We start from the raw sequence: 20,612 nt of genomic DNA, 5'->3' as shown, positions 1-20,612 counted from the left end.
GATGATAATTTTAGCTGTCAGTGGTTTACTGGCAGCATGTCAAACCACAACATTGATGCCACACAATATCGGTTATGGCAACTGTATAGAGGGTGATTGCAGCAACGGACAAGGAACGTTGTACTCTTCTGAATTAGGACTTAAATATAAAGGACAATGGGATGGAGGTAACATCTCCAATGGGGAGTATCTTATTAACTATAAAGGGGCTGAATACACTGCAAAATATCAAAACGGTAGGCCAGTCCAAGGAGTGAAGTTTTACAATCAACACGGCAATAAACTCGACTTTTTTAATGGCTCGTGGCAATCCTACTACGACCCATTCTCCGGCAAAACGATTTTTTTTCCAAACGAAGGTATCTACCATTCAGCAACTGGTGCTAGATATGTAGGCCGTTTCTTTGCCATTCCAACAAGAGGTTACCTAACACACTGGTACAAAGAGAACCCTGGGTCAAACCACCCCTGGTCGATCGCGAATGTAGTCTTTACCGGTAAACTGGAATTTGGTAAAGACAGTGAGCTAGTCGTGCTAGCCAGAAAAGACTATCCAATTGGTACTTCTTTGGTTATGGGTGAGTATGGTACTGGCCTTGTCACTTCGGACATGGCGAAAATCGCACAATTCAAACAGCTATATGAGAAAGAAAAGCGTGAACAAGCGAGATATGAGCGTCTTGATTCCCAAAACGACGTTGACTTTACCCAACTATTCGCCATTGCTGGTGCTGTCTCTACCGTTGCTTATGGTGTTAATTCTGGATTAACCAGTGATTCTGCTGCTGAGCTTGGTGTTGGCATGTACAACTTAGTTAATGATGGCGATGCTCAACAACTAGAACAGGCGACCAGTAACTTAAAATTTGACCGTTCGGCGGAAGAGTTAGAACAACAAATTTCTCAAGATGTCGCTCGCATAGAAGCTCAATACGCTGCGCAAAACTCTATTGTTTACAAAGAATATGAACAAGGTGTCGCTCGTTCAAATACAGCTAAGTCACAACTCGTACGCGATTCCACTACTAATACATCGCCTTCGAGTAAGAAAGTGAAGCCACCGATTAACGCAACTTCAAACACACCTATCAGCACTGCTTCTAAAAATATTAGCGGAGCTAACCAAACGGCAAAGATAAAAGCCTCAAATACGGCGAAGCCTAAACGAACCAAAACCGAAATCGACCTCATTCGTGTGGAATCTATGGCTTATTGTGCCCAATCGAAAGAAACGAAGAAATGGTGGTGTGACGGACCAGTACAGCGTTTATCACTCACCGATCATGACACATTAGAAAGTGCTGTAGATTATGTTGGCTGTGAAAATTTTGTTCGTAATAGGAATCGTTCTTACACTTCTAGTGAGCATCAACAAAGTGGGAAAATGATTAGTGGCACCCTACTGTATTGTGAGGTTGGAATCGAGTCGTATGATCGTGATATCGCGGAAATTTACAACTTGTCAGGAGCGCTTAAGCAGTTAAGAAATACATATAAGTGTAGAAAGAATCAGGTAAAAGCCTGTTCAAGCTTATATAAGAGAAATAATGGGAACGTACAAAAATTTCGCGAGGTAGAACGTACAGTTGAATACTAATTCAAAGCTAAAATGCTCACAGCTAAGTATGGTGCTGTGAGCATTATTATATTGATTTAAATTTGTTTAGCCTGTAAATGCTGGGAGTATACCTAGCATCGACATAAAGTGGAACACAGCCGTTAAAACACCGAAGCCAATCACCAAAACTATCATGGCCTGACCACCTGGCGCTTTAAAACCTTCACCACCTGTATCTAACGCTCGCGACTTTCTCACAAGTAGAGCTGGGATGATACATGTCCAGACTGTAGCTGCGGCACCCGCATAGCCAATGGCAATGACAAAACCAAACGGGAACAGTAGTGACATAATCAAAGGTGGTAAGAAAGTCACAAGCCACGTTTTTGCACGACCTTGTTTGGTGTCTTCGAACTTGAATAGATCAGCCAAATAGTCAAACACCCCAAGTCCAACACCAATGAAAGAAGATAGAATTGCCGCCATTGAGAAAGTATTGATAGCACTCGCCACTTTTTCAGATTCAATGACTGAGCCTAACGCGGTTAGTAGTGCATCTACGTTACCACCTTGCTCAATCACAGGCCCAAATTGGTTTCTCGGTAAATTTCCATAAATGCTGAACAACCATAGAAAATACAGACTTAATGCGATTACGGTGCCTCCCAAAATCGCGTATTTCGCTTTTCTCTCTTCGCCGTAATAAGCACGCATTGAAGCCACGGAGTGGTGATAACCAAACGAGGTCAAAGCGACTGGCAGCATCGCCATTGCGTAAGGTGCGTAGCTCGTTTTTTCATTGATGGTATCAAACAAGATGGACATATCTACTTTGATCGCCAACCCTGACACTCCAAATACAAAGCTTAAGACCATAAATAAAATTAAAACAACGGAAATTCGGTCTACTGCTCGAGTTGAGTGCCACACAAAGGCTGAAAACACCAAGACAAACAAGATAGAGGTGATTTTGCTATTAACGCCCAGAACATCTTGAAGGATAAGGCCTGAAGAAGTGATGTAGGCGTACAGTAAAATACCCCCTACAAAATACACCGTCAGGTTATTGAACATGTTGACCTTCTCACCAAGCATATCTTTGGTTACCGTGTTAAAAGATACCTTTAAGTCATAATGCTTAAATGCTTCTAGCAGCATCCAACCCGAAACGGTCATTACGATCATTGTTAATGTAATCGCGAGAATTGACCAAGTTGTCCATGCACCCGCTCCCGCACTTGGGAGCCCTAACATACCAGCACCAACGCAGACACTGGCTATAATGCATGCTCCTCCTATTATCGACGGATTCTTTTCCTTAATTCTGTCACTTGCTATTAATGTCGGACTCTTTTCCATAATTCAGTCACTCTTCTAATTTCACGTTATTGGATCAATAAACCTAAACTGTATTATTTGATTATGTGTTTAGGAAAAGAGCGCAATCCTAAGGGGTTGCGCTCTTTTATTGTTATTAAGCTTCTTCTAGTATTTTGGTTTCCTTTTTCGCTGCTTCTTGCTTCGCTGGCTCAACCTCTTTGAGTCGAGCTGTAAAGTGACGAAGCACCGCGGGCTCATAAGTAAAGTCAAGGCCTTTCACATTCGCTGCATTTTTCTTCACTTCTTGGAACGCTTCGATAATGAAATCCATATGCGTTTGAGTGTAAGTCGCTCGTGGGATAGTCAGACGAAGTAGCTCCGCGGGACAAGGATGTTGTTTACCTGTAGCTGGATCACGACCTTGTAATAAAGAGCCGATTTCAACTGCACGGATACCCGCAACTTTATAAAGTTCGCAAGCGAGTGCATGCGCTGGGAATTGCTCGGCAGGAATGTGTGGCAGCAGCTTACCAGCGTCAACGAATGCCGCGTGACCACCCGCTTGCTGACATACAATACCCATAGCCTCTAGACCATCTACAAGGTATTGAACTTGACCGATGCGGTATGCCAGCCACTCCTGACGCATACCATCATAAAGACCAACTGCAAGACGTTCCATTGCACCGCCTTCCAGGCCTCCGTAGGTTGGGAAGCCTTCCTGAACCACACACAAAGTACGACATTCTGTGTACACATCCATCGTGGATTCATCTTTGAAGCAAAGCAGACCACCCATCTGTACCATGGCATCTTTCTTCGCAGACATCGCTAGGCCATCTGCATACTTATAAGTTTCGCGAGTGATCTCTTCGATAGTCCAATCTTGATAACCAGGCTCACGCTGTTGAATAAAGTAGGCGTTCTCAGCATAACGAGCGGAGTCCATAATCACTGGAATGTCATATTTCTGCGCGATCTCATACACTGCTTTTAGGTTAGCGATAGAAACAGGCTGACCACCTGAAGAGTTACAGGTAATTGTACTCACAATGTAAGGTACGTTTGCTGGGCCCGCTTCTAGGATCGCTTCTTCCAGCTTGACTAGGTCAAAGTTACCTTTGAAATCTGCATTGACAGCTGTATCAAACGCTTCTTTTGTATACACGTTTTTTGCTACACAGCAGTTCACTTGAGTGTGGCCTTGTGTTGTATCAAAGAAGTAGTTAGACAGTGCTACCATCTTGCTACGGTCTAGCCCTTTCTCTGCTTCACGTTTCTTGATAAGAACAGGAATATAGATTTGCTCGGCACCGCGACCTTGGTGAGTTGGAATTGTTAATTCATAGCCAAAGATATCTTTTACTGCGTTCGCAAGTGCATGGTAGCTGCGGCTACCGCTATATGCTTCATCACCGCGAAGCATCGCTGCTTGCATTTCTTGAGTAATTGCACCCGTGCCACTGTCAGTAAGAAGGTCAACAAATACATCTTCACTATCTAGCAAAAATGGGTTCATGCCCGCTTTTAAAACTGCTTCTTCGCGATATTCACGAGTAGTACGTTTTACAGGCTCAATAACACGGATACGGAATGGTTCAGGTAAGTGTTTAAAGTTTTCCATAATAATGCCTTTACTCTTATTTGGTATTTTAATTCACCATTAAATACCGTTAAATTTATATGACTAAGTTTTAAATTAACTACATACCTTCAAAGATATCTGATGCGTTGATTTTACGGTGAGTAAAACCGCGCCAAACAAATAACGAATATTGAAAGAATTAATTTCATTTCAAATAATAGAGGCGTAAATGCTCCCATTATTCACTTTAAAGGAAAATAGTAAGATATCTTATAATCTTCATTGTACCACTGCATAAGCAATGGTAATGGCAACAATGGAGTTTGCCATTGAAAACACATATTCACTTTATGTTCCCACATGAAAATCAAAGTTAAAGTCTAATAGTCAGCATTCTAGATTAATGTATTGAAATAACTTTGCTCTCGCAAATTCAATTTAACCTTAACAATACCAAAAATTAATTATAAAAATATATCGGACATTTTCAAGGCGGCGTAAACAGCGCCTCTGAAATTTATTCTGAAGACAGGTGGAAGGAAAGTTTGTGATCAACGTTATACCAGGCCAACAATGTTAGCGACGAAGTGGATTGCCATTTGAGGTACACGTTCATTTTATGTTCCTATATGAAAAAGCAATGCTTTAAACCAATGGAGCTAGTATCCAATAGTTAAATTGATAAATATATGCTTGTTATCAATAAGTGTGATCCAAACAATTAAAATCTCACATGCAGAGTAAAAGGTTACCAGTTTACGACGGAGATCGCGCATTAAAGAAAAAATGTCCTTGCATTTATTTTCACACTTACAGTATCGACTAAGCTCATACCTTATAGATCAACATAATCTCTAGAAAATATTCAAACATTACTAATGTGAATCACCACCATTGGTTTAGATACATAAAGCTTCATGATGCCTCACTATTATGTGATGTATTAAAGGGATTTTATCGTTCTACAGAAGGAATGATCTAAAAGAACTTCTAAAAGTAAAACATCTCGCTCACTTTGTTCACAAAGGAACAGTTATAAGTGTATTCGAGTTCAAGATCTAATTCGCAACAGTTCCAGCCCTGAGCAAATGCCCACTGTTCATTGGTTGACAAAGGTATAGTATTGCAAAACAGCGTTTCTTGAGAAAAAGCATGTAGGGAAACTTATGCTGATTCCACCGCAGAATTAAGGCGGAAGTGACCAATTCAAATCCACCTCAGAAATATCCTGTAGCTATAACACCTGACACTTGGAATAAAAGTTTCCTATAGGAAACTTTTGTTGATCACCCTATGGTTGATGAGTATATTAAACGGACAGCTAGTACGAACCTTGACCAGGCAACTTAGCATGAAACCTCGTAATACATGGCTGGTAGCAACAATTACTTAGGATAACCACTATTCGTTGGGATGCACCGACGGGCATTAGCCTCACTTCCTGACAATACGAATACTAAAGGAGAATCAAATGACTGAAGCTATCAACGTCGATGTTGCTGTACTTGGTGGTGGACCAGGTGGCTACACCGCTGCTTTTCGCGCTGCGGATCTGGGGTTATCAGTATGTATCATTGAACAACAAAAAAACCTTGGAGGGGTATGCGTTAATGTAGGCTGCATTCCTTCAAAAACATTACTGCACGCTACTGCGATCCTTGAAGAAGCCAAGGACACAGAACTTATGGGTATTAGCTTCGGTGAAACAAGTGTTGACCTGGATAAGTTACGAAGTCACAAAGAAAAAACCATCACTAATTTAACCAGTGGACTGGATGCTCTTTGTAAAGCCAGGAAGATTATCAAAGTACAAGCGAGGGGCTGCTTTCAGGATAAAAATACACTTAAAATCGAAGATACTGGCGGTCAGTTGGTGAACTTTAAACACGCAATCATTGCTACGGGATCACACCCATATTCACTACCAATCGCGCCTGACGATACACGTATCTGGGATTCTACTGATGCTTTAAATTTAAGTAACATACCCGAGAAACTGCTTATTGTAGGTGGTGGTATTATCGGCCTTGAGATGGCACAGGTATATTCCGCACTCGGCTCAGAAATCACTATTGTTGAAGCACTTGAGCAAGTCATACCCCAGGCAGATAAAGATGTCGTTCAACCTCTGCTCAAAAAGCTGAAAAAAGAATACCGAATTTTTACAAAAACTAAAGTAACAGAAATGCAGGCTCAGAAGGCTGGAATTCAAGTTACCATGGATGGAGCCAAAGCACCGGAGTCAGAGATCTATGATGCCGTACTGGTGGCCGTTGGTCGTAAACCAAATTCTCAGGAAATCGGTTTAGAAGAACTAGGGATCCAGGTAGATGAAAAGGGGCTAATCCCAGTTAACGAACATATGCAGACTATTTTTCCGCATATCTACGCCATTGGAGATATCGTATCTGGACCGATGCTTGCTCATAAAGCTACCCATGAAGCTAAAGTGGCCGCTGAGGTCATCGCAGGGCATAAGGTGAGCTTTACCCCGATGACAATTCCTTCGGTTGCCTACACCAGCCCTGAAATAGCCTGGATGGGACTAACTGAAAAAGAAGCTAAAGCAAAAAATATTGAATATCACGTAGGTAAAGTGCCTTGGATAGTCAGTGGCAGAGCTCAGAGCGTTGGTGCTGCAAACGGGGTAACTAAGGCATTGTTCGATAAAAAATCAGGAAGGATCATTGGTGCGGGAATATGCGGAGTGAATGCAGGGGAACTGATTCACGAAGCGGTGATGGCGTTGCAAATGGGGGCTACGGTAAAAGATATAGTTAATACTGTTCACGCTCATCCGACACTGGCAGAAACGGTGGCCTTTGCCGCTGAACTGGTGGATGGCACCATTACTGATATGCTACCTCAAAGGAAACGTTAGCTTCCAGCTGTATGGATCTAAGAACGAAGGGTGATCTTCCCAGCAAGATTGGACCTAGGAAGATATAGCACTCTTTATTACTATCGCCATTCCAACATATCAAACATACAAGAACCGCCAGCATCACTACTGGCGGTTTTTATTATCTAATCTTTATCAGCGCCTTAGGTGCGCTCTGCACACTCTCTCGCGATAACTAGCTCTTCACTAGTTGGAATAACCATCGCAAGTGATGTATTTGCTTGTGTGATAACACCTTTCTTACCAATTGTGACGCCATTTTAACTAGCTTTTGTCTCGAAGCAGTTCAGATTACCGCCTTCATAAGGCTCGATTTCAGACAATCGCTCATTAATATTATCTGTATGGATAGGGTGCAATTTGGCCACAACTGCAGCATTTCGGCTAGTTGCAACCACTCGCTCTTTGGTTAATGACGAAAACTCGATGTCAAAGGGGAAGCCTGTGTCTTTCTATACTTTTGATAAACAGAATCGGGGGCGATAACTGCCGTTTGGCGTTGAACCCAGTCTAGGATTCTGCATCCCTATCTTTAAACACAAAATTCAGGCATAAATAAGCGCTGAAATGTCAGCGGTTTCTTTGAATGTGACGGAGCGCTTTGGGTATTAGAGGATTTGAACCCTTGGTTCTCCCAAGCAACAGATGTAAAAAAGCCAGCAATAAAGCTGGCTTCTTTGAATATGGCGGAGAGATAGGGATTTGAACCCTAGATACGCTACAAACGTATGCCGGTTTTCAAGACCGGTGCTTTCAACCACTCAGCCATCTCTCCGTAAGTGCGGCGAATAATACACACTCAGTTTGTAGGTGTAAATACCCTAGCCGTTCAACTGCTCAGTTATCAATCACACTGTACTTTTTTAGCCATTTCATAGCCTATTATTCTCGTGCTTAGCCAATGGAATCGAATTTCTTCTCCGATTTGCACACTGATAGATTGGTATGATACTAAAAACAGAGGCTTAATCATTAAGGAGCGCTAAGTGAAGCCCGGATTGTTACCCCTTGCATTCATTGCAATTCTATCTACCCACGATTCATCGGCATCGACTCCTGAGGCCCGGCAAGAGCTTGAAGATGCCATCAAAGTACAATGCAGCATTCTGTTTGACCGTGAGTTCTCCCGCTACCAGATACACATTGACCCTTATGGCTCAGAGTCATACGGGATTGCTTTTGCGAAAGGAAAGTTACGCCGCAGCTCCGGGCTGCGTGCGCCTAAATCATCCATGATATGTATCTATGACAAGCGCTCTCGCAGGGCCGAGATCGGCCAGAGTTTTAATACTGACCGCCTCGACTGAATGTCCGTAAGCTAGCTTTCGGTTCGAACCGCTGCTGGTGCAATATCTGAAGGTAGTTTGGGCTTGCGGGTAACCAGATAAACCGCCGTCGCTGCGAGCAAGAAACCGATCACACCGTAACCGTCAAATGATTCTCCAAAAGCAAGCCACGCCTGGAAAGCAGTCATTGGCGGTACCAGATAAAAGGTTGATGCCACTTTCGATGCCTCGCCATTTTTTACCATATAAAGAAGCAATAAAATCGCGATACCCGACAGCACCAAGACTAACCATACTAAGGCAAAGATAAATTCAGGGGTCCAGCTCACAACCATGGTTTCGGTGGTCAGTGCTACTGGCATAAACAGCAATGCTGCCGCAGTATATTGCCACACCGCCCCGCCGACCATATCAACACCCTGACAGAACTTTTTCTGATATAGGGTACCCAAGGTGATCCCCAGCAAAGCAAAGAGTGTAAAGACATAGGCTGCCTGACGGCTCCCCTCTTGCTGCCATTCCATATTCCCCTGCAGTACCAGCCCAATCCCAATAAAACCGATGACTAAGCCCAGCCACTGGGAAAGCCGCATCCGTTCATGGCAAAGCATTACCATGATCACCGCCGTTAAAATCGGCTGTAACCCGACAAGCAATGAACATAGGCCAGCAGGCATCCCTAGCGAAATTGCTTCATAGGTTCCGCCAAGGTAGAAACCGTGGATCAACAAGCCTGCTACCATCGAGTGCAGTAATGCCCTACCTCGTGGTAGGTGGGCACGCAGGATCAACATCAGTAATAAGAAAACCCCAACATTGGCAACCATTCTGATGAGAAGAAATGTCGCAGGTTCGGCGTAAGGTAATCCAAAACGTGCGCCGATAAAGCCCGAGCTCCAGAGCACAACAAAAATAAGCGGTATCATGCGAGCTACCATCACTATTTCCCTTTCTTTTTTATTTGTTAGACATTACTTTAATCAGGTACAGCGAAGTTAATAGAGACAGATTTGAACACTTTTTAGGGTACAGATTTCCAACCTCAGGGGGCAGTGTGTCAAAGAAATATCAGCAGGTCGTCGATCTCATCAACGAGCGAATCGATAAACAGAGCTACCAACCTGGCGATAAGCTTCCTTCTATACGGGATTTAGGCAACCAGCTGTCGCTGAGCAAGAACACCATTATTCGTGCCTACCAGCAGCTCGAGGCCAGCCAGCGGATAGAGGCACACCCACGCTCGGGGTATTTGGTGGCCAAACCGAATTCACCCAATGCCGCCAAGATCAGTGAGCCCGGATATGTTGATCTGATGTCGCTAAGTAAGGAAATAATGAGTCTGCCCCTTACCCGTCGGGTATTACCTGCAGGTTCCGCTCATCCGGATACTGACTTTCCTGCCATTCGATCCCTCTATGCCGAAATAGGACGCCATAGCCGATACCAAACCAATATCCCGAGCCACTACCAGCTGCCGCCGGGAAACGAAGATCTGATCAGGCAACTGGTGTTTATCACCCAGGAATTGGGCGTCACGACCTCTGCACAGAGTATCTTGATCACCCATGGAGCACAGCAGGCAATCAGCCTCAGCCTGCAGGCTATCACCCAGCCCGGTGACATTGTCTTGGTTGAGTCTCCTAGCTACTTTGGCAACCTACTACTGCTTGAATCCCTTGGGCTCAAAGTGGTCGAGATCCCAGCCAGTGTAACCTGTGGGATGGATTTGGCTGCTTTGGAACAGGCCCTTGAGCGCTGGCCTGTCAGTGCCATTATCATCAACCCCAGCTTTAACAATCCCACTGGCTATCTCATGTCGCAGCCTGATCGGCTGCAATTTTTAGCTATTACCCGTGGTATTCCTATCATCGAAGATGATGTGTTTGGTGGGCTAGCCTACAACCGCAGGCCACTTCCCCTCAAGGCGCTGGATACAGAAAACAGGGTGATCTATTGCAGTTCGCTATCAAAAACACTGGATTCTCGGCTTCGCATCGGCTGGGTGATTGCCGGTAAGTACCAGCACCAAATTGAAATGCGTCTGATGACGGACAACATGGGAAGCTTGAACCTGATGCAGTCTGCCGTGGGACAATTCTTAACGACTGGCAAGTACCGCCAGCACCTGGGAAAAATCCGTAAAAGTTACGCCAGGAAACAACGCTTGTTTTATCAGGCTTTCACCGCGGAGCTAGACCGCTACCCATGGTTACAAAACCACTATCACTTATCGCAGCCTGAAGGTGGTTTTCTGTGTTGGCTAACCTTGCCCGAAAACGCAGATTGCGCCGAGATCTATCAACAAGCGCTTAATCACGACATCAGCATACTGCCTGGCAATATGTTTAGTACCCAGAATCAACACAACCATTGTATTCGCCTAAGCTTCGCCACTTTTGATGAGAACACCCAGTGGAATAAAGGACTGGAAACACTCGCCAGAATAATTGCGTGTCACCTCCAGAAACAATGATCAAATAGAAATAAAAAGCTAAAGTGTTAAGAATAAAGTATATTTATCAACTGTAGGCACTCCAGTTCACAGAGGTATAGCATGGGCGGCATCATAGAATTTTTATTGTTGATTGCCTTTGGGTTCTTCAAAGACCCCGAAATGACAGTCGATAAACTGGAGCAGATGCATGAAGTTTCTATTGCTGGCCAAGAAGGCATAACGTTGAACAAGACGCTGGTTTCAGCCATTAATAACGACATTATTTCGCTCGCTCAATGTCAGTATCAAAATGGCAATACAGCCTATTTATTGGTGAGCCCTTCAGGCCAGATCAGTACACTTTATATATCAAATGAACATGATATTACCCCCTGCCAACTAGAGCCTAGCGTCAAGATAAGCGGCACTCCGCATAAAAACAACTTTGTCGCCAAGGTCAGCTTATAGGCCTTAACCACAAGACCGAAGGGAAGACTTTCTAGTCTTAAACTGTGAAATATACGCGTGCAGCCGGAGGCATAAATTGATGAAGATAACTTCTGGGCTTTATTTTTTTCGCTTGTTACCCGCAATCATTGCTGCATTGGCAACCTCTTTCAGTAGCCATGGCTCTCCACGACTGACAGGTACAAGCCATAACATGGACTACCAGGTTTCTTTGGTTGCCAATAACTTAGCTATTCCTTGGGGGATAACTTTTATTGCTCCCCACAAACTGTTGATCACCCAGCGCCACGGTGAAGCCGTTATTATCGATATAGCCAACAATAACCAAACCCAAGTTCAGGGGCTGCCTGATGTGGTTGCCAGAGGACAAGGCGGATTGCTCGACGTTATTACCGAACCGGGATACCGGCAGCCTGGTGACTGGTTATATTTCACCTATAGCAAGGCTGTCGATAATAGCGCTGTTACTGTATTGGCTCGGAGCAAGCTTAATGGAGATACCCTTCAACAATGGCAAGAGCTGCTTGTTACCGACTCTGCAACATCAACCAGTCGCCATTTTGGCAGCCGTATTGCCTTCGACCAGCAAGGACACTTGTTCTTTTCTGTCGGTGATCGTGGAGAGCGCTCTAACGGACAAGATCTGACTACCCATGCCGGTAGTATCCTGCGCCTAAATTTAGACGGTACTGTTCCGTCCGATAACCCCTTTGTTGGGCACCCGACAGCACGCGCCGAGATCTGGAGCTATGGCCACCGCAATCCACAAGGATTAGCCTATGACACCAGCAACAACCGACTGTGGGTGATTGAACATGGACCACGAGGGGGGGATGAGGTTAATCTGATCAAAAAAGGCCTCAACTACGGCTGGCCTGTCACCTCGCATGGCAAAGAGTATTGGGGGCCAATCGCAGTCGGAGAAGCCAAGGAAAAAGAGGGCATTGAGTCACCGAAGAAAGTGTATATTCCTTCCATTGCACCAGGCAGCCTATTGCACTACAGCGGCAAAGCCTTCCCCGGCTGGCAAGATGATCTATTTGCCGGCGCATTGAAACTTGAACATATCAATCGCCTCACCCTCAGTTCAGACGGCGAAATTACCTCGGAAGAACGCTTGCTTGCAGAGCTACAGGAACGGATCCGGGCTATTGTGCAAAGCCCCGATGGCTGGATCTATTTCACTACGGACAATGGTAACCTGTACCGAATTTCACCCTATATGCGTTCAGAAAACTAACCACCACATTTGCTATGCATATTATGCATGGCAATACTGAGTTTTATTCATTTGTATCACAAATAACGATCCACTACTATCCCGCCTCTGTTTACAAACTTAAGGCATTGATGTTTTCCCAATCTCTTATTGCCCAGCTGATCCGTATGGGTCTGTTGCTGACAATTACCCTTTTCGGTGTTCATCATTGCCAGCCATTGCTGGACTCTCTGGCGCAGCAAGCCATGAGCGGCGGCTGCCATCAGCAAAGTACCATTGAACCCAACTATTCAGGGCTTTAAACCATGAGCATTTTTCGCTTTCCACTACTGGTGTGGATGGGCATTGGAACACTAATTATCAGCCTAGGGATCAGGCAGTCTTTTGGTATCTTCATGATGCCAATTTCTAATCATTTTGATACTGGCCGGGAGTTTTTCAGCCTTGCTATTGCCCTGCAAAACCTGTTGTTTGGCGTTTTCCAGCCATTCGTTGGTATGGCGGCTGATCGCTGGGGGGCACAAAAGGTTATCTGGGCAGGTGCCGTCGCATATGGCCTCGGGCTATACCTGACCTCCATTGCCATTGAGCCAAGCTGGCTATATCTGTCATTGGGCGCCCTTATCGGCTTGGGGCTAAGTGCCACCAGCTATGTAATTATTTTAGGTGCCGTCGCACGCGTCGTGCCGGCCAAGCATACCGCCAAAGCATTTGGCCTAACAACGGCCGCGGGCTCTTTTGGCATGTTTGCCGTGATCCCCGGCGCCCAGGTTTTGCTCAGTGAGTTTAACTGGCAAACCACCCTACAAATCTTTGCCATGCTTTGCTGCCTGATGCTGGCTTTCTCGTGCTTTATACGAAGCAACAACCCCGGTTCCGGCACTCAGAATGGTGACGGTGAAGAGCACCAAACCCAGGGCGAAGCACTCAAAGAAGCGTTTAGCCACCGGGGATACTGGCTGATCCACATGGGCTTCTTCGTCTGTGGTTTCCATGTCATGTTCATTGCCACCCATTTACCCAGTTACCTGGCGGACAAAGGGTTACCTGGCACTACCGCTGCAATGGCATTGGCTTATGTCGGGATCTTCAACATCTTTGGTACCTACTTCTGGGGGGTGGTCGGAGACAAATACAACAAACGCTATGTCATGTCTTCGTTGTACCTGATCCGTACAGTGGTGATTGCAGCATTCATTATCTTTCCTGTCACGGTTGAAACAGCCGCATTTTTCGGCGGAGCCATTGGCTTTTGTTGGCTGGGAACCGTACCGCTGACATCCGGACTAGTCAGGCAGATCTTTGGTGCCCGCTACCTATCGACATTGTACGGGCTTGTTTTCTTTACTCACCAGCTCGGCAGCTTTCTGGGAGCCTGGTTCGGCGGCCGTATTTATGACTATTACGGCTCTTACGAACCTATCTGGTGGACAACCGTTGTTATGGCCTTCCTTGCAGCACTCATCCACTTGCCTGTAGACGATCGCCCGGTACCAAGACTCGCTACAGCCGCCTAGATCGCAGCTCTAACCAAGAATGCCTATGTCTTTCACATAGGCATTTTTATTACTTTCTACCGTAACATTTCAGGGCAAACCCAAACACCTCGAACCTCACTCCCAGTTTCATAGATTACTTTGCTCTTGGTGTAAAAAAGCCCTTTTGCCGACACCTCAAAAAGGCTTGAACAAAAGGGCTTTTCGTTACAAATAATCAGGCCTTACAAGTGCTCACCACGACGAAGGGCATCGATGCGCTTGTCCAATGGCGGGTGCGTCATGAACAGCTCGGACAATGACTTTTTGCCATTGATACCAAAAGCCATCATAGAGCCTTCCAATTGCGATTCATGGCTGACCTTCAAGCGCTCAAGCGCCGCAATCATCTTCTCGCGCCCAACAAGGTGCGCCGAGCCAGCATCGGCTTTAAATTCACGATGACGGCTGTACCACATTGTCAGAATGCTCGCCAGGAAGCCAAACAGTATTTCCATGATCGTTGATACGATGAAGTAGGTCATAAAGCTGCCACCTTCCCCCCCCTCTTCTTCACTATCATTAATCCCGCTGATAGCACCAGCGACCAAGCGGGATACGAAAATAACAAAAGTATTGACCACACCCTGCATCAGCGTCATCGTTACCATGTCACCGTTAGAAATGTGGCTGACTTCGTGCGCCAGTACCGCTTCAGCTTCATCACGTGTCATGCTATGGAGCAAGCCTGTTGATACCGCAACCAGCGAATCATCACGCTTTGCACCAGTTGCAAAGGCATTGATATCGGCCGAATCATACACAGCGACGGTTGGCATACCGATACCGGATTGCTGGGCCTGACGTGAAACTGTCTCCATCAACCAGTGCTCGGTTTCATTGCGAGGGTGCTCAATCACCATTCCACCCACTGAACGCAGCGCCATCGATTTCGACATAAACAGTGAAATCAGTGAGCCACCAAAACCGAACAGTGCTGCCATTACCAATAAGCCATTCAAGCTACCAGGCTGCAAACCGGTAAAAGCATAGATAATGTTCAAGACAACACTGAAGACCAGCATCACAGCAAGGTTAGTTGCCAGAAATAATGCAATTCGCTTCATATTTATTATTTTCTCCAATCGCAAGAACGCGTTCTAAATTCAGTTCAAAGGCTGGAATACCTTCCACAGAAAGCCATACGGCGTCATCCAACCTAGTTGTTATTTATAGTATGGTCGATCAAACTAATTACAAGTAAAAGAGCTAAATTGTTACGTTTCGTTATGATTACCCGCTGAACTCGCCCTCTGACACCTTGTTATTTCACACAAATTGCCCCCCAATCACTATAGCTCGCCATTGCTGAACAAGGCTGTAAGCACGCTGAACGGTCGGTGATTTGGATCATAAATGGCAGCTTTAGACTTTAGTCTTATTGAAAGTAGGAAGGCATTCCTCTATTGTCGGAGGTATAGCATTGAACATGCCGTATACTGTCGTCGAATAATCAAGGAGGAATGATGGCTGATCACGAAAACTACCAGGTTGCTATTGATATCCTACGCTGCCATCTGGGGATGTCAGCTGACGAAGCTCATAAAGAACTTGGTATTGAGCCAGCTGGAAACAAAAAGTTATCTGATACGCAGGAAGCGCTTATCGGTCTTACCGGCGATAACTAAACTAGAGCGATTACCAGATTTCTGAAACCTCCTCTTTTGAGGAGGTTTTTCTTTCTGGCACGAAAAAATGTGACTCTCGTCACTAAATACAGCCTACATTCAGTATCGTGACAGCATAATAGCCCCATATAACTATCTAAGATAACTTATCCTGCAGCTACCGGAACCTCGTCAACAGCGAGCTATCTGTATGCAGGGAATATGGTTCTTATTATGCAATCTACTCTAATCAACAATGAAAGCACCCACACCGAGGTGCAACCATTACATCCGCTAATCATTTCAACTGCATACTTCTTTGGGCTGGCACTCCTGCTTGCAGCGTCGGCTCTGGTCATCCACCTTGAAGTTAGCCAGATCAATGGAAATGTCGGTGAGAATTCGCTTGTAGAATACCTACAGGAAGGCTACCTCTTCATTACCGGAAGTCTTTTTGCTGCAGTGGCGTTTAAGCGCAGTGAACAACGGGGATTTGCGTTCCTGGCTAGCGCTTTTTTCTATATCATGCTGGTCCGAGAACTTGACGGAGTGTTCGACCAAATCAGCCACGGTTGTTGGAAGTACCCTGCCTGGCTATTGGCTACCAGTGCAATTGGCTATGCCTTTATGCACAAAGAAACATCGCTCAAGCCGCTAACCGAATACGTCAACCATAAAAGCTATGGCCTGATGCTAGCCGGAGTTGCAACGCTGTTAGTCTTTGCCCGTATTTATGGCATGGGGGACTTATGGCAGGGAGCCATGCAAGAAAACTACATGCGATCGGTAAAAGACCTGGCAGAAGAAGGCGTGGAGCTGCTAGCTTACAGCCTGATCGTGTTCGCTGCCGCCTGGTACTGCCTGCCTGAACTGTTCAAAAATAGTAAGTAGGCCTCCGAAACCTTTAGACAAACTGACAACAAAAAACCCTGCATTGAGTGCAGGGTTTTCTTTTATCAAACCATCAGAATGGTAATAGGGCTAGTTATAAACCCAACGGTGACAAGTCAATATACTTCGACAAATCACGCTTCTTAATACCAGGCATATACGGGATCTCACCAAGCTTCTGCCCGGGTAAGTTCTCTTCCAGCATACGGATAATTTCTGCGTAGTTTTCCGTACCCGGATTGATGCGGTTTGCAACCCAGCCTACCAGCTCCAAGCCATCGTTCTTAATCGCTTCCGCGGTCAGAATGGCATGGCTCAAACAGCCAAGTTTGACGCCAACAACGAGTACTACCGGCAGTTTCTCTTGCTTCACCCAGCTAGAAAGAAAATCAGTGCGAGAGACCGGTACGCGCCAACCTCCAGCCCCTTCAACCAGTACCACTTCAGATTTTGATTTAAGGTGTTCCAAGCCTTGTGACAAGGTATCAAAATCAATTACCCGGTTTTCCTGCTCAGCAGCCAGGTGCGGCGATACAGCAGCTTCAAACGCATACGGGTTCACTTCATCGTATGCGAGCTCTACTACTGAGGCATCTTGAATATAGAGTGCGTCTGAGTTACGCATCCCCTCGTCAGTCGGCGCACTGCCAGACGCAACAGGCTTATAACCCGCCATCTTAATATTCGCGCTGCCAGCTGCGTGTAAAATTGCGCGAGAGGCAACAGTTTTACCGACTTCGGTATCTGTTCCTGCTACAAAGAAAGCGTTAGTCATTAATTATTACTCCAAAACAGACTTGGTATGTTGCCGGCAGTTGGCCATTCTCATCTCGAAACTCATCGTAAGCGCTTTCTAATGCCTGAATCGTTTTACGACCGGCCAAGCCTGCTTTGCGCTCTTGCTGCAGATGTGTCGCCCCTATCCCTTTAAGGTCCTTCATGAGTTCAACTGCCGTAATGTAATGCATTGTAATCGGCCTAAATTCTAGGCCATCACTCGGACAACCCGCTTGCGCCAGCGCAAGTTTTATTGCTTTTTGCGAAAGAAACTCGTTCACATGTTGATATTGATCAACCTGCAGCCAAGACTGTGATAGCTCATACAGCGAGCCGTCAGCCAATGTGCTAAGCAGAATCAGGCCACCTGGCTTTACGACCCGCTTTAATTCTTTGAGAGGTACAGACAGATCATCACACCACTGCAATGCCAGACTACTAAAGGCAAGGTCGAACTGGTTGTCGGCAAATGGTAGGTTTTCAGCATCCGCTTCAAAATAACGGGCCAAGTCACCGCAACGCATTTCAGCATGCTTGAGCATTTGTACCGATAAGTCAGCCGCACAGACTTGATAACCACGCTGCAGCAACTGCTCACTGAAATACCCAGTCCCACAGCCGAGATCGAGCGCCCGGCTACCCGCCGGGCTGACAACCGGGAGCTTATCTAGCAACAGGTGACCGACCTGGCGCTGAAAGGCTGCCGCTTTATCATAGTGCCTTGCTGCACGGCCAAAAGCCTCAGCAATGGCCTGCTTATCTTGTACCTGGATCTCATGCTGACCATGAGTGACTGCATTCATTCCATTAGTCATGAACCACCTCATTAATACCTGTTGCGAGCTTCTCTACATCTGCGCGGCTATGAGCCGCCGTCAATGTAATACGCAAGCGTGCACTGTTGGCCGGAACCGTCGGAGGGCGAATGGCACTCACCCAGATCCCGCGATCTTTCAATGCCTGGGAAACCGCAATGGCTTTGTCACTGTCGCCAATGATCAGCGGTTTGATGGGTGTGGATGTGGCAACTAAGTCAATCTCCGGCTCAACACGCTCGCTCAGCAATTCACTCAGCTCTTGCAGTTTCTCCCGTCGCCATTGTCCTTGTCTAATCAAGGTACACGCCTTGCTCAATGCAAAAGCCTGGGCGGGAGGCATCGCTGTCGAATAGATAAAATGACGGGCAAACTGCACCAGATAGTCCGCCGTCTCTTCACTGCACAACACTGCCGCCCCCTGCAGACCAAAGGCTTTGCCAAAGGTGACAATCAACATGTCGGCCTTGATCCCTGCCTGACTGCAGCTTCCGCTGCCCTGCTCGCCCAACACCCCACAACCGTGGGCATCATCAACAACCAGCCAGCTATTGTGATCAACACACAGTGACTTCATCTCACCAAGCGGTGACACATCGCCGTCCATACTGAAGACACCTTCGGTCACCACCATACTGGCAGTCTCAGGTTGCTGTTGGTGACAACGTGACAGTATTCGATGTAGTACGCTTGTATCGTTATGCGGGAAACGTCGCATCGTTGCTGGTGACAGCATCCCTGCCTCCATCAGCGACGCGTGGTTGAGCTTGTCCTGGATCAGCACATCGCCCTTTTCGAGCAAAGTAAACAACACCGCCTGGTTGGCACTGAAGCCGCTGCTAAATAACAGCGCCCTGTCATAACCGAGCCAATCAGCTAACTGCGCTTCCAGCTCATGATGTGCAGAGTGAAACCCAGTAACCAATGGCGAAGCACCGCTTCCGGTACCATACAGACTCAAACCTTGCTGCCAAGCCTTAACCAATTCCGGATCTTGTGCCAGCCCAAGGTAATCGTTGCTGGAAAAGTTAACTAACGACTCCCCATGGCAATCGATCATCTGCTGGCGACGGTCAAGCCGGGTACGCTGACGGTACAAACCCTGAGCTTTTCGCTCGCTCAGGGCCTGTCCAATGCGGTGTTTAAAGTGAGGCATCGTAGAAAAGATCATCTTTCGTCGGACGCGCAGCTACCCGCTCAGCAACCTGACCCAGCAACTCCTGCTCTTGTACCTCATCAGGTTTTGCAGCTTGCTGCTGGCGGTTAATACCCAGCTTTTCAAATAACTGCATGTCTTTATCTTCACCCGGATTCGGCGTGGTAAGCAGCTTGCAACCATAGAATACTGAGTTAGCGCCTGCCATGAAGCAAAGTGTCTGCATTTGCTCGTTCATATCTTCACGGCCTGCAGAAAGGCGAACTGCCGATTGCGGCATAATAATACGCGCTACTGCGATAATGCGGATGAAATCAAATGGGTCAACATCGTCAACTGACTCCAGCGGCGTACCTTTTACCTTAACCAGCATATTGATCGGCACGCTTTCCGGGTGGGTCGGCAGGTTAGCCAGCTCAACCAGCAGGCTGGCGCGGTCACGCGCGCTTTCGCCCATACCGATAATACCGCCTGAACAAATCTTCATTCCCGCATCACGAACATGGCCAAGGGTATCTAGGCGGTCCTGGTAGGTACGGGTAGTAATAATGTTGCCGTAATATTCTGGCGAGGTATCAAGGTTATGGTTGTAGTAATCAAGCCCGGCCCCAGCCAGTTCATTGGCCTGATCGCCAGTGATCATGCCAAGGGTCATACAGGTTTCCAACCCCATTCCCTTCACACCGCGTACCATATCAAGCAGATACGGCATATCGCGCGCTTTCGGGTTCTTCCAGGCTGCGCCCATACAGAATCGGGTCGCACCGGATTCCTTGGCTTTATTAGCAGCATCCAATACGCGCTCGACTTCCAGCAAGCGCTCACGCTCAACGTCGGTACGATAATGGGCACTCTGCGGGCAGTACTTGCAATCTTCCGGACAGGCACCTGTCTTGATCGAAAGCAAGGTACTTACCTGTACCTTATTTGGCTCGTGATGCTGGCGGTGAACTTGCTGAGCTTCAAACACCAAATCCATAAACGGCTTGTCAAATAAGGCTTGAACTTCCTCGACTGTCCAGTCGTGACGTACTTCCACGTGTAATAACCTCTTTAGTC

General features: G+C 46.4%; 20 protein-coding genes and 1 tRNA gene. 10 read left to right on the top strand and 11 right to left on the bottom strand.

The annotated features are described in order from the left end of the window. Position 1 precedes the first annotated feature (1 nt). The gene (locus AC51G0_RS06675) at positions 2–1,597 is read left to right on the top strand and encodes an MORN repeat-containing protein (protein WP_496301277.1); all 1,596 of its coding nucleotides are present in this window, start codon (positions 2–4) and stop codon (positions 1,595–1,597) included. Between the two features lie 66 nt (positions 1,598–1,663). Here the strand turns inward: AC51G0_RS06675 and AC51G0_RS06670 are convergent, their stop codons facing one another. From AC51G0_RS06670 to tnaC (AC51G0_RS06655), 4 genes are all read right to left on the bottom strand, one after another. After that, positions 1,664–2,917 carry an aromatic amino acid transporter gene (locus AC51G0_RS06670; protein WP_496301276.1) on the bottom strand — a complete coding sequence of 418 codons (1,254 nt, stop codon included), beginning with the start codon at positions 2,915–2,917 and terminating at the stop codon, positions 1,664–1,666. A 115-nt stretch (positions 2,918–3,032) separates the two neighbouring features. Next, entirely contained in the window at positions 3,033–4,502 is a 1,470-nt protein-coding gene (gene tnaA / locus AC51G0_RS06665; protein ID WP_496301275.1) for a tryptophanase, read from the bottom strand. Between the two features lie 203 nt (positions 4,503–4,705). Next, on the bottom strand, positions 4,706–4,759 hold the full coding sequence (tnaC, locus tag AC51G0_RS06660; RefSeq protein ID WP_496301885.1) for a tryptophanase leader peptide: 54 nt from the start codon (positions 4,757–4,759) through the stop codon (positions 4,706–4,708). A 221-nt stretch (positions 4,760–4,980) separates the two neighbouring features. Further along, positions 4,981–5,079: a tryptophanase leader peptide gene (tnaC, locus tag AC51G0_RS06655; protein ID WP_496301274.1), complete on the bottom strand. Its 99-nt coding sequence runs from the start codon at positions 5,077–5,079 to the stop codon at positions 4,981–4,983. 855 nt (positions 5,080–5,934) lie between these two features. On the opposite strand from tnaC (AC51G0_RS06655), the gene lpdA reads away from it, so the two are divergent. Continuing rightward, entirely contained in the window at positions 5,935–7,344 is a 1,410-nt protein-coding gene (lpdA, locus tag AC51G0_RS06650; protein ID WP_496301273.1) for a dihydrolipoyl dehydrogenase, read from the top strand. Positions 7,345–8,049: 705 nt separating this feature from the next. On the opposite strand, the gene AC51G0_RS06645 is transcribed toward lpdA, so the two are convergent. Beyond that, positions 8,050–8,140, bottom strand: a tRNA-Ser gene (locus tag AC51G0_RS06645). 211 nt (positions 8,141–8,351) lie between these two features. Between AC51G0_RS06645 and AC51G0_RS06640 the strand changes: the two genes are divergently transcribed. Next, complete coding sequence (locus AC51G0_RS06640) at positions 8,352–8,672, top strand: hypothetical protein (protein ID WP_496301272.1); 321 nt, start codon at positions 8,352–8,354, stop codon at positions 8,670–8,672. Positions 8,673–8,683: 11 nt separating this feature from the next. Here AC51G0_RS06640 and AC51G0_RS06635 read toward each other — a convergent pair whose 3' ends face one another. Further along, entirely contained in the window at positions 8,684–9,589 is a 906-nt protein-coding gene (locus AC51G0_RS06635) for a DMT family transporter (protein ID WP_496301271.1), read from the bottom strand. Between the two features lie 116 nt (positions 9,590–9,705). Between AC51G0_RS06635 and AC51G0_RS06630 the strand changes: the two genes are divergently transcribed. The 5 genes from AC51G0_RS06630 (at position 9,706) to AC51G0_RS06610 (ending at position 14,289) form a co-directional block, all read left to right on the top strand. After that, positions 9,706–11,124: an aminotransferase-like domain-containing protein gene (locus AC51G0_RS06630; protein WP_496301270.1), complete on the top strand. Its 1,419-nt coding sequence runs from the start codon at positions 9,706–9,708 to the stop codon at positions 11,122–11,124. A gap of 141 nt (positions 11,125–11,265) precedes the next feature. After that, positions 11,266–11,553: a hypothetical protein gene (locus AC51G0_RS06625; RefSeq protein WP_496301269.1), complete on the top strand. Its 288-nt coding sequence runs from the start codon at positions 11,266–11,268 to the stop codon at positions 11,551–11,553. Positions 11,554–11,632: 79 nt separating this feature from the next. Beyond that, positions 11,633–12,793, top strand: a complete 1,161-nt coding sequence (locus tag AC51G0_RS06620) for a PQQ-dependent sugar dehydrogenase (RefSeq protein WP_496301268.1) — start codon at positions 11,633–11,635, stop codon at positions 12,791–12,793. Between the two features lie 110 nt (positions 12,794–12,903). Further along, complete coding sequence (locus AC51G0_RS06615) at positions 12,904–13,074, top strand: hypothetical protein (RefSeq protein ID WP_496301267.1); 171 nt, start codon at positions 12,904–12,906, stop codon at positions 13,072–13,074. Positions 13,075–13,077: 3 nt separating this feature from the next. Continuing rightward, positions 13,078–14,289, top strand: a complete 1,212-nt coding sequence (locus AC51G0_RS06610) for an MFS transporter (RefSeq protein ID WP_496301266.1) — start codon at positions 13,078–13,080, stop codon at positions 14,287–14,289. Positions 14,290–14,492: 203 nt separating this feature from the next. Here AC51G0_RS06610 and htpX read toward each other — a convergent pair whose 3' ends face one another. Then, on the bottom strand, positions 14,493–15,374 hold the full coding sequence (htpX, locus tag AC51G0_RS06605; RefSeq protein ID WP_496301265.1) for a protease HtpX: 882 nt from the start codon (positions 15,372–15,374) through the stop codon (positions 14,493–14,495). Positions 15,375–15,770: 396 nt separating this feature from the next. On the opposite strand from htpX, the gene AC51G0_RS06600 reads away from it, so the two are divergent. Beyond that, complete coding sequence (locus AC51G0_RS06600; protein ID WP_496302022.1) at positions 15,771–15,935, top strand: hypothetical protein; 165 nt, start codon at positions 15,771–15,773, stop codon at positions 15,933–15,935. A gap of 213 nt (positions 15,936–16,148) precedes the next feature. Continuing rightward, positions 16,149–16,805: a hypothetical protein gene (locus AC51G0_RS06595; RefSeq protein WP_496301264.1), complete on the top strand. Its 657-nt coding sequence runs from the start codon at positions 16,149–16,151 to the stop codon at positions 16,803–16,805. Positions 16,806–16,899: 94 nt separating this feature from the next. Here the strand turns inward: AC51G0_RS06595 and bioD are convergent, their stop codons facing one another. Genes bioD through bioB form a run of 4 tightly spaced genes read right to left on the bottom strand, consistent with a single transcriptional unit; the run spans position 16,900 to position 20,592 of the window. Then, on the bottom strand, positions 16,900–17,580 hold the full coding sequence (gene bioD, locus AC51G0_RS06590) for a dethiobiotin synthase (RefSeq protein WP_496301263.1): 681 nt from the start codon (positions 17,578–17,580) through the stop codon (positions 16,900–16,902). Next, the gene (bioC, locus tag AC51G0_RS06585) at positions 17,573–18,397 is read right to left on the bottom strand and encodes a malonyl-ACP O-methyltransferase BioC (protein WP_496301262.1); all 825 of its coding nucleotides are present in this window, start codon (positions 18,395–18,397) and stop codon (positions 17,573–17,575) included. The genes bioD and bioC overlap by 8 nt, the downstream gene beginning before the upstream one ends. After that, positions 18,390–19,553, bottom strand: coding sequence for an 8-amino-7-oxononanoate synthase (gene bioF / locus AC51G0_RS06580; RefSeq protein ID WP_496301261.1), 1,164 nt, complete (start codon positions 19,551–19,553; stop codon positions 18,390–18,392). Before bioF ends, bioC begins: the two co-directional genes overlap by 8 nt. Further along, the gene (bioB, locus tag AC51G0_RS06575; RefSeq protein WP_496301260.1) at positions 19,540–20,592 is read right to left on the bottom strand and encodes a biotin synthase BioB; all 1,053 of its coding nucleotides are present in this window, start codon (positions 20,590–20,592) and stop codon (positions 19,540–19,542) included. Before bioB ends, bioF begins: the two co-directional genes overlap by 14 nt. Positions 20,593–20,612 lie beyond the last annotated feature (20 nt).

Source organism: Photobacterium sp. HL06 (genome assembly GCF_059552575.1).
This window is presented reverse-complemented; position numbering and strand designations above follow the sequence as displayed.